Consider the following 9467-nt stretch of genomic DNA (forward strand, 5'->3'; position numbering starts at 1 on the left):
GGGCGGTCAGGGGGACCTCGGGTTCGGGCGGCCCGGGCAGGAGCGCCGCGTTGGCCAGGCCCCGCAGCGCGGCCAAGGTCAGTCCGACCATCGGGATGACGTAGGTCCAGGTCAGGGGGATTCCGAGGACCGGTGTGGTCTGCGGGGACGGGCCGAAGACCTGGTCCGCGGCGCCGAGGGCGAAGAAGGCGCAGGTGGCGGCCACGACGAGGTTGGACAGGATCCACACGGCGCGCATCACCCGGCCCCGGGCCACGAAGTCGACGAGCTTCAGGGTGATGTGCTCGTCGCGCCCCACCAGGTAGCCCGCGAGGGAGAAGGCCAGCCACACGAGTCCGTAGCGGGCGAGTTCGCCGACCCACACCCAGCTCTCCACCGGAAGGTGGCGTTGGACCGCCTGGATGAGCATCAGCGCGAAGATCATGACGAGCAGGAGTGCGCCGACGATCAGCTCGGCGATCTCCAGCCACCGGATCGTCGTCGGACGCGAGTCGGGCGGCTCGCCTCCGTTGTTCCTGAGGGGGTCGGTCATCCGGAAGGCTCCAGTCCCAACGTCGAAGGGGCGCATCAGCGCAGGCCAGACCCCTGGGTGACGGGGGTCATATTTCTTGTTCGTGAACTCTAGGTTTCCGTCGAGAAGTATGGCAAGCGATTGCCAAAAGTTGCCAAAGGCCCTAGAACAGGAGTCATGAGTCCCGCCAAGCGCAGCACCGTCTACGACGTCGCCCGGGAGGCCGGGGTGGCCGCCTCCACGGTCTCCCGCGCGTTCAGCAACCCCCGGCGGGTGGGCGCCGCCACCCGAGAACACGTCCTGGCCGTGGCCGCACGACTCGGCTACCGCCCCAACCCCCTGGCCGGTGCCCTGCAGTCGGGGCGCACCGCCACCATCGCGCTCCTGGTCCCCGACATCACCAACCCGCACTTCTTCGGCACGATCCGAGGGGCCGAACGGCGGGCGAAGGCCTCGGGCCTGACCTTCATCCTCAGCAACACCGAGGAGTCCGGCGACAACGAACAACGGCAGTTCGAGCGTCTGGAGCGCTCGGTGGACGGGTTCGTCCTGGCGGCCGGCCGGATGAGCGACGAGACCACCAAGGACCTGGCCCGCGAGCACAACCTGGCCCTGGTCAACCGGAGGGTCGACGGGCTACCGGCGGCGATCGTGGACGACGGGGCGGGCAGCCGCCAGATCGTCGAGCACCTGGCCTCACTCGGGCACCGGTCCCTGGTCTACCTCAGCGGCCCCAAGGAGTCCTGGCACGCGGCCGAACGATGGCGGGCTCTGAGCACGACGGCCGCCGCACGGGGGCTGCGCGCCACCCGCCTGGGACCCTTCTCCCCCAGGATGGAGAGCGGAGCGGCCGCGGCCGACGCGGCCCTGGTGGACGGGGCGAGCGCGTTGGTGGCCCACAACGACCTGCTCGCCATCGGGGTCCTGCGCCGGTTGGCCGAGCGGGGCCTGAACGTGCCCCGGGATCGCAGTGTGGTGGGCTACGACGACATCTTCGGCGCCGACCTGTGCGTGCCCGCGCTCACCACCCTGGCGGGCCCGCACGAGGAGGCGGGCCGCATGGCGGTGGAACTCCTGTTGGAGCGGGTCACCCTGCCGGGCACCCCGACCCGCCAGGTGGTCCTGCCGGCGCACCTGGTGGTACGCGACTCCACGGGACCGGCCCCGGAGTGAGCGCGCTCGCTCCGGGGCCGGTGTCGACGACCGCGCGGGTCAGGCCAGACCCTGCTCCTCCAGCCACTCCTGCGCGACGTCGGCGGCGTTGTCGTTGTCGACCATGATCCGCTCGTTCAGCAGGACCAGCTCCTCGGTGGTCAGCGCCGCCGAGACGGCGTTGATCGCCTCTCGGGCGTCGGCGTCCACCTGCTCGCTGTTGATCAGCGGCGTGATGTTCTGCGCCCCGAAGAGGTTCTCCGGGTCCTCCAGGACCACGAAGTCCTCGACGGCGATCAGCGGGTCCGTGGTGAACAGGTTGCCGGCCTGGATGTCGTCCTCCGACAGCGCCTGGGTGATGAGCGCGGGGTCCAGCGACCGGAACTCACCGAACTCGACACCGTAGACCGACTCCAGGCCGGGCACGCCCTGGGGGCGGGTCTCGAACTCGGCGGGCGCGCCGAGCGTCATGTCCTCGGCCACCTCGGCCAGGTCGGCGATGGTGGTGAGGTCGGCCTCCTCGGCGGTGTCGCGGGTGACGGTCACCGAGTCCTTGTTCTCGGCCTCGGAGGAGTCCAGGATCTCCAGACCGTCGGGCAGAGCGTCGGTGATGGCGGCGTTGGTCTCCTCGGCGTCGCCGATGGTGGCCTCGGGGTCGAGGTAGAAGAGGATGCCGCCGTTGTACTCGGGGAAGAGCGAGAGCGAGCCCGCCTCGATCTGGTCGTAGTAGACCTCGCGGCTGCCGATGTTGAGCTGGTAGTCCACCGACGCGCCCTCGGCCTCCAGGGCACGACCGTAGATCTCGGCCAGCAGGGCGCTCTCGGGGAAGTCGGCCGAACCGACCACCACGGTGCCGTCACCGCCCTCGTCGCCACCGCCGTCCTGCTGCTCCTCGAAGGGGTCACTGCCACCGCAGGCGGTCAACAGTGCGGCCGCAAGGGGGATGCCGATGAGGGCGATCCTGTGCTTCATGTGCTTGTTCCTCACTTTCAAGGCCCGAAGGGACGGCGCTCGCCGTCCCTTCACCGTGCCGCCGCGGCCTCGGCACGCAGTCCGGGAGCGACGAGGAGGCGTCGCAGCCCGGCGAACAGAAGGGTGGTGACCACGGCCAGGGCCACCACCAGGACCGAACCGCCCAGCAACATCGACAGGTCCTGGCGGGCCTGCCCGTCCACGATGTAGCGGCCCAGTCCGCCCACGCCGACGTAGGCGGCGATGGTGGCCGTGGCGACGACCTGCACGGCGGCGGTGCGCATCCCCAGGAGGATGAGCGGCGTCGCCACCGGCAGTTCGAGTTTGAACAGGACCTCCCGGCCCCGCATGCCCATGCCCAGGGCGGCGTCCCTGAGCCGGGGATCCACCCCCCGGACACCCTCGTGCGTGTTGACGAGGATGGGCGGGACGGCGAGCGCGACCAGTGCGCACACCACCGGAACCAGACCGATCCCGGCCAGGAGCACGATGAGGAAGAGCACGCCGATGGTCGGCAGGGCGCGGGCGAAGTTGGCGAGGCTCGTGGTGAGGAACCCGCCGACCCCGGTGTGCCCGGTGATCAGCCCCACCGGCACGGCGATGGCGGTGGACAGCAGCAGTCCGAGCAGTGAGTAGTAGACGTGTTCGCCCAGTCGCGCGGGGATTCCGGCGGTTCCGGTCCACTGGGCCGGGTCGCTGAACCACTCGACCAGCAGGGTCAGGACGTTCATGGTGACTCCGGGTGGTCGGGGGTGGAGCCGGATCCGACCGCGGCGTCGCGCCCGGCGGCGGCCGCCTCGGCGCGGGCCGCGCGCTTACGGGCCAGGCGGCCCTTGCCGGCGTGCGCCCACGGGGTGAGCAGCCGCTGGGCGATGACCAGGACGGTGTCGGTGGCCAGGGCGAGCAGAACGGTGAGGACGATGCCCACCACGATGGGAGCGTCGAACTGGCGACGGAAGCCCTCACTGACGATGAGCTGCCCCAGTCCGCCCAGCCCCACCAGGGAGGCGACGCTGACCATACTGATGGTGGCGACCGAGGCGACCCGGAGTCCGGCGATGATCACCGGGACGGCGACCGGTAGCTCCACGGCCACCAGTCGTCGCAGTGGGCCGAACCCCATCGCGACGGCGGCCTGGCGCACGTGTTCGGGGACCTGGCGCAGTCCGTCCACCACGTTGGGCAGCAGGACCACCAGGGTGTAGAGGGCCAGCGGGATGATCGCCGTCCAGTCACTGAAGCCCGTGTAGGGCAGCATCAGGAAGAACAGGGCGATGGAGGGCACCGCGTAGAGGACGTTCACCCCGGTGAGCACCGGCGGGTAGACCGGGCTCCAGCGCACGCAGGCCAACCCCAGGGGCAGGGCGATGACCAGTCCGATGAGGATGGACACGTACGACAACCGCATGTGCTCCAGTAGCCGGGGCAGGATGCCGCGGTCGGGTTCGCCCGGGTGGCTCCAGTTGGCCGCGGCCCAGTCGATGATGCCCATCACCCAGTCCAGGGCGGCGACCCCGCCGGAGGCGTCCGCGGCGATCACTCGGACACCGACCAGATCGCGGTGCCCAGGTCGGCCTGGGAGACCACACCGAGGACGGAGCCGTCGGTGTCCACACCCACGGCGCGTCCGGCGGGCGAGAGCACCGCGGCGTCCAGCGCCGCCCGCAGGGAGTCGTTGGCCACGTGGAAGACGTGGCCGAACGGCGCGAGTTCCAGGGAGCCGAGGGTGACGCCGGCGGGTGCTTCGGTGAGTTGCCGGGCGCCCACCCAGCCCAGGGGCGCGCGTCGCTCGTCCACCACCAGCGCCCAGGGCTCGCCGTCGGACACCACGGCATCGCGCGCCCGCTCGACCCGGTCCTCGGCGTCGAACACCACGTCCTGGCGCAGTGAGAGCTCACTGGCGGGGAAGAACGACAGGCGGCGCACACCGCGGTCGTAGCCGACGAACGACTCCACGAACTCGTCGACCGGTTCGGCGAGCAGGCGTTCGGGGGTGTCGTACTGCGCGAGTTCACCGCCGGGACGGTAGACCGCGATCCGGTCGCCGAGGCGCACGGCCTCGTCGATGTCGTGGGTGACGAACACGATCGTCTTGTGCAGTTCCTGCTGCAGACGCAGCAGTTCGTCCTGCAGGCTCGTGCGCACCACGGGGTCGACCGCACTGAAGGGTTCGTCCATGAGCAGGATCGGCGGGTCCGCGGCCAACGCGCGCGCGACACCGACCCTCTGCTGTTGACCGCCCGAGAGCTGGTGGGGGTAGCGCTTGGCCTGGGCCGGCTCCAGACCGACCAGTTCCATGAGTTCGGCCGCGCGGGCTCGGGCCTTGCCTCGACGCCATCCGAGCAGCATGGGCACGGTGGCGATGTTGTCCAGGATGGTGCGGTGCGGGAAGAGCCCGGCCTGTTGGATGACATAGCCGATGGAGCGACGCAGTAGGGCGGGGTCCTGGTCCCGGATGTCGACGCCGTCGACGCGGATGGTCCCGTGGGTGGGTTCGACCATGCGGTTGATCATCCGCAGGGAGGTCGTCTTACCGCTGCCGGACGGTCCCACGAAGACCGTGGTCCGACCGGACTCGACGGTCAGGTCCAGGTGGGCGACGGCGACCGTGCCGTCGGGATAGATCTTGGCGGCGCCCTCGAACGTGATCATCGGGCTCTCCTTCGGGGGCGGGGTGGTGCCGACCGGTGGGACGACAGGGGCGGGTGAACCGGTCTGAGACCGTAGCGACGTTACCCCAGCGTGCCGAGGGCAAACCGCCATGACGCGGCCCGTGACACGATCGCGCCTCTAATATATTTTTCCTACCTTATCAGTAGGCTATAGGGGTGCGGGAAACGCCTGCTCAGCGCCTGATCCGACGTGGTCAGCCGGCGCTCCGGGAGGCGGCCCAGTCGGCGACGCGGTGGAGGTCGTCGGCGATCACGTCGGCGCGATCGGCCTCGGCCCCGGCCGCGTGCCGGTAGCCGTAGATGCCCCTCCGCAGCAGCGCCGCGTTCATGCCGGCCGCACGCGCGGGCAGGACGTCGTTGTCGACCCGGTCGCCGACGTAGAGGATCTCCTCCGGCGCGAGCCCGGGGGTGCTCTGACGCGCCAACTCCAGGGTCCGCTCGAAGAACTCGGGCCGCGGCTTGGCCACGCCCCAGACGTCGGAGATGCCGATACCCGCCACCGGCAGGTCCATCGCGGCCAGCGAGGGACCGGCCTCGACCGGTTGGTTCCCGGCGATGACCAGGCTCAGCCCGGCCTTGCGCATGGTGTCGAAGGCGGGCCGCACGTCCGGGTAGAGGTCGCCCTCACCGAAGTGCTCACGCTCGCCCTCGGGGTCCTCCGCACGCCAGCGGGCGCTCTCGGCCGCCAGGTCGAAGCCGGGGACCAGCAGCCGGAACCCCTCGGTGAGGGTGCCACCGGTGGCGATCACCCCACCGATGGTGCCGAAGAACGCCATGTGCGGGATCCCGAAACGGTCCGCCCAACGCGCGAAGATGCGCGTCTCGTCGATCAGCGTCTCTCCGACGTCGAACACCACAGTACGAATTGCCACGATCAGCGAGTGTACCCACGCCCGCGCCGCGACCGACCGGGGTCCCGCCCCGGCCGCACCCGCTCCCCCGGAGTGCGACGCCCGGGGTTCCGACGCGGAGAACCGGGCCGGCCTTGGGGCCCGCGCCATCGCCGTGGCACGGGCACGGGCACGCCACTGCACGGCCCGCCCACGATCGTCAGGAGCAGCGGCGGTACGGCGGTACGGCCCCTAACCCGGGGGGCGCAGGACCGCGAAGGCGTCGGTGACCTCCAGTTCCCGCGCACGGAAACGGAACAGCGCCGCGGGCCGACCTCCGGAACGCCCCGAGGGCACCGAACGGCCGGTCTCCTCGATCTGCCCCCGGCGCAGCAGGACCCGGCGCAGGTTGGTGGCGGCCACGTCGTGACCGAGGGCGGCGCGGTAGTACCCGGACAGCTCCGACATGGTGAACTCGGGCGGGGCCAGGGCGAACCCGACGTTGGTGTAACTGAGCTTGGACCGCAGGCGTCGTCGTCCGGAGCGGACGATCGCGGCGTGGTCGAAGGCCATCGGCGGCAGGGCGGCGGTCGGGTGCCACCCGGTGTCGTCGGGCACCACGGGGTCGATGTGCGCGGGGACCAGACCCAGGTAGGCGGTGGCGAGGGTGCGTCGCTGGGGGTCGCGGCCCGGCTCGCTGCGGGTCTCCAACTGTTCGAGGTGGTTGACGTCGCGGACGTCGACCTTCTGGGCGAGCTGGCGACGGATCGAGGCGCCCAGGTCCTCGTCGGCGCCGAGGCGACCTCCGGGCAGCGCCCACTCCCCCTCGCAGGGCGGCAGGGCCCGTCGCCACAACAGAACACAGAGTTCGCCCGCGCGGATCTGGAGGACGACGGCGAGCGCCTCGTGCGCCGAGAGCGCGCCCCCTCCCCCGACATGGGCGCCGACCGTGACGGTCGCACCCGCTCCGGCCACGTCGAGCCGTCCGTTTGCCTCCGGGATATCCACCCTGTCCCTTCCGTTCCCTGCCATGTTAAGCTGCATCCGGTTTGTGCCTGCCAGACAAAAACCTGGTGGCCCGCACCGCCACCCCACGGCACGGCGCCCGCACGCCGAGCCCACCGCCTCGAGGAAGTAGTAGGACATGGCAACGGTCACCGCGACGGCGGACACCATGACCAGGCAGGAATGGGCCGCCGAGGTCCGCCGCCTGGCGGAGGAGCGCGACGCTGTCATCCTCGCGCACAACTACCAGCGCCCGGAAATCCAGGACGTGGCGCACCACACCGGTGACTCCCTGGCCCTGTCCCGCCTGGCCGCGAGCGTGGACGCGAGCACCATCGTGTTCTGCGGCGTGCACTTCATGGCCGAGACCGCCAAGATCCTCGCGCCCGAGAAGACCATCCTGCTGCCCGACCCCAACGCGGGCTGCTCGCTGGCCGACACCATCACCGCCGAGGACGTGCGGAACTGGAAGGCCGAGCACCCCGGCGCGGTCGTGGTCGCCTACGTCAACACCACGGCGGCGGTCAAGGCCGAGACCGACATCTGCTGCACCTCCTCCAACGCCGCCGACGTGATCCGGTCCATCCCCGAGGACCAGGAGATCCTCTTCCTCCCGGACCAGTTCCTGGGCGCCCACGTCAAGCGGGTCACCGGGCGCGAGAACATCCACGTGTGGATGGGCGAGTGCCACGTGCACGCCGGCATCGACGGGCACACCCTGCGCGAGCGCGTGGCGGCCGAGCCCGACGCCGAGGTGTACGTGCACCCCGAGTGCGGCTGCGCGACGTCCGCGCTCTACCTGGTCGGCAGCGGGGCGGTCCCGCAGGATCGGGTCAAGGTGCTGTCCACCGGCGGCATGCTCACCGCCGCGGAGAACACCAAGGCCGACAAGGTGCTCATCGCCACCGAGACCGGCATGCTGCACCAGCTGCGCAACGCCAACGCGACCACGACGTTCGAGGCGGTGAACTCGCGCGCCGAATGCCACTACATGAAGATGATCGACGCCGACAAGCTGCTGAACTCGCTGCGGCACGGCACCAGCGAGATCACCGTCGACCCGGTCACGTCCGAACGCGCCCGCCGTTCGGTGGAGCGCATGGTCGCGATCGGTCAGCCCTCGCGCGGCGGCGAGTGATCGACGTCCGCCCCGTCCCGAGTCGGGACGGGGCGGACGGGTAACAGAAATCTCTCCTTCAGGACACATCTGATCGATTCCCGCACGCCAGGGGCCTCCCCTCGCTAGCGTCACCACAGAAAGCGGGGGGAGAATCGTGACCAGAGGTAACGAAAGAGACGAAGCGGCGAGCCCGATCGAGGCTCTCCACGACGCCTACGCACAACCCCTCTACCGGTACGCGTGGTCCCTCCTGGGCGGCGGTACCCCCGGCGACCCGCACGATCCGGTGACCGAGGCGGTCCACGAGGGGCTCGTCGCCGGCGTGGTGCTGGAGAACGAACGTCGCGACCCCGCCGACCTGGGCCCCTGGCTCTACGCCCTGGTGCGGGCCGCCTGCCAGCGTCGCGGATTCGCCCACACCTGCCCCTACACCCGGTTGGCCACGGTGTCCTCGGAGACACCGGTGGCCCGCATGTTCTCCCGACTGCCCGCCAGCCACCGCGAACTGGTCGAACTGAACCTGCGGCACGCGCTGTCGCCCTCCGCGGTCGCCCGGGTGCTGGGGCTGGAACCGCGGATCTGCGGTGAACTGTCCCGTTCGGCGATCCGTCGCGCCGCCGAGGGACTGCGCCACCTTCCCGAGGGGGACATGCCCGCCCCGGACGATTCCGCGCCGACCGACGGCCCGGCCCCGGCGGGCGACACCCCCGGGGACACCGACGGCCTCACCTGGCGCACCCAGGTCCACCAGGTCTCGTCCGCCCTGGCCCTGCTGCGTCCGCCGGGCGCCCCTCCCGGTCTGCGCGAGCGCCTCGTGCACACGTGCCTGTCCCCCGAGTCCGCCGAGGAGCGCAAGCGGATCGCCGCCGGCATGCGCCCGCTCACCTCGGACGGCTACCCCGTGCACCGGGCCCGCCCCGTGGCCGTGAGGGCCGTCGAGGCGGAGGAGGCCGTCGTCCTCACACCGCCCGCCCCGACCCGCGCTCTGCCGACCGACCGGATCACCACCCGGGACGAGCCCGTCCACGAGGACGCCCGCGCCCCGCTGCCCGCCCCGGACCACGACCCGGCCTCCGAGGCCGTGCCGGAACGGCGCCGCTGGCCCCTGCCGGCCGTCTCCGGACTGGCCACGGTGGCGGTCGCCCTCGGATTGTGGTGGTGGGCCGGCATGGCGGGCGCACCACCCACGATGGTCGACGCCGGCC

At 71.2% G+C, this 9467-nt stretch carries 10 protein-coding genes; 3 read left to right on the forward strand and 7 right to left on the reverse strand.

The genetic code is table 11. From position 1 onward, the window contains the following. Positions 1-532, reverse strand: a 532-nt coding sequence (locus DSY14_RS24855; RefSeq protein ID WP_211719045.1) for a TRAP transporter small permease, incomplete at its 3' end; no start/stop codon positions are given. A gap of 156 nt (positions 533-688) precedes the next feature. Here DSY14_RS24855 and DSY14_RS24860 point away from each other — a divergent pair. After that, the gene (locus tag DSY14_RS24860) at positions 689-1684 is read left to right on the forward strand and encodes a LacI family DNA-binding transcriptional regulator (RefSeq protein ID WP_211719046.1); all 996 of its coding nucleotides are present in this window, start codon (positions 689-691) and stop codon (positions 1682-1684) included. Between the two features lie 39 nt (positions 1685-1723). Here DSY14_RS24860 and DSY14_RS24865 read toward each other — a convergent pair whose 3' ends face one another. From DSY14_RS24865 to DSY14_RS24890, 6 genes are all read right to left on the reverse strand, one after another. Next, positions 1724-2635, reverse strand: coding sequence for an ABC transporter substrate-binding protein (locus tag DSY14_RS24865; protein WP_211719047.1), 912 nt, complete (start codon positions 2633-2635; stop codon positions 1724-1726). A 50-nt stretch (positions 2636-2685) separates the two neighbouring features. Then, positions 2686-3366: an ABC transporter permease gene (locus DSY14_RS24870; RefSeq protein ID WP_211719048.1), complete on the reverse strand. Its 681-nt coding sequence runs from the start codon at positions 3364-3366 to the stop codon at positions 2686-2688. Further along, complete coding sequence (locus DSY14_RS24875; protein ID WP_211719049.1) at positions 3363-4175, reverse strand: ABC transporter permease; 813 nt, start codon at positions 4173-4175, stop codon at positions 3363-3365. Before DSY14_RS24875 ends, DSY14_RS24870 begins: the two co-directional genes overlap by 4 nt. Beyond that, positions 4172-5287, reverse strand: coding sequence for an ATP-binding cassette domain-containing protein (locus tag DSY14_RS24880; RefSeq protein ID WP_211719050.1), 1116 nt, complete (start codon positions 5285-5287; stop codon positions 4172-4174). The genes DSY14_RS24875 and DSY14_RS24880 overlap by 4 nt, the downstream gene beginning before the upstream one ends. Before the next feature lie 214 nt (positions 5288-5501). Beyond that, positions 5502-6179: an HAD family hydrolase gene (locus tag DSY14_RS24885; RefSeq protein WP_307851330.1), complete on the reverse strand. Its 678-nt coding sequence runs from the start codon at positions 6177-6179 to the stop codon at positions 5502-5504. 210 nt (positions 6180-6389) lie between these two features. Then, positions 6390-7145 carry an NUDIX domain-containing protein gene (locus DSY14_RS24890; RefSeq protein ID WP_374224055.1) on the reverse strand — a complete coding sequence of 252 codons (756 nt, stop codon included), beginning with the start codon at positions 7143-7145 and terminating at the stop codon, positions 6390-6392. A gap of 136 nt (positions 7146-7281) precedes the next feature. Between DSY14_RS24890 and nadA the strand changes: the two genes are divergently transcribed. Both nadA and DSY14_RS24900 read left to right on the forward strand, forming a co-directional pair. Continuing rightward, a complete protein-coding gene (gene nadA / locus DSY14_RS24895) occupies positions 7282-8280 on the forward strand; it encodes a quinolinate synthase NadA (RefSeq protein WP_211719051.1) in 999 nt (332 codons plus the stop codon). A 136-nt stretch (positions 8281-8416) separates the two neighbouring features. Continuing rightward, positions 8417-9467, forward strand: a 1051-nt coding sequence (locus DSY14_RS24900) for a sigma-70 family RNA polymerase sigma factor (RefSeq protein ID WP_211719052.1), incomplete at its 3' end; no start/stop codon positions are given.

The sequence above is a fragment of the Nocardiopsis sp. MG754419 genome, assembly GCF_018207095.1.
Classification (GTDB): Bacteria; Actinomycetota; Actinomycetes; order Streptosporangiales; family Streptosporangiaceae; genus Nocardiopsis.

Excerpts from the sequence above, each read along its gene's own strand:
- nadA (WP_211719051.1), top strand. The coding sequence starts at position 7,282 with ATGGCAACGGTCACCGCGACGGCGGACACCATGACCAGGCAGGAATGG.
- DSY14_RS24860 (WP_211719046.1), top strand. The coding sequence starts at position 689 with ATGAGTCCCGCCAAGCGCAGCACCGTCTACGACGTCGCCCGGGAGGCC.
- DSY14_RS24870 (WP_211719048.1), bottom strand. The coding sequence starts at position 3,366 with ATGAACGTCCTGACCCTGCTGGTCGAGTGGTTCAGCGACCCGGCCCAG.
- DSY14_RS24880 (WP_211719050.1), bottom strand. The coding sequence starts at position 5,287 with ATGATCACGTTCGAGGGCGCCGCCAAGATCTATCCCGACGGCACGGTC.
- DSY14_RS24865 (WP_211719047.1), bottom strand. The coding sequence starts at position 2,635 with ATGAAGCACAGGATCGCCCTCATCGGCATCCCCCTTGCGGCCGCACTG.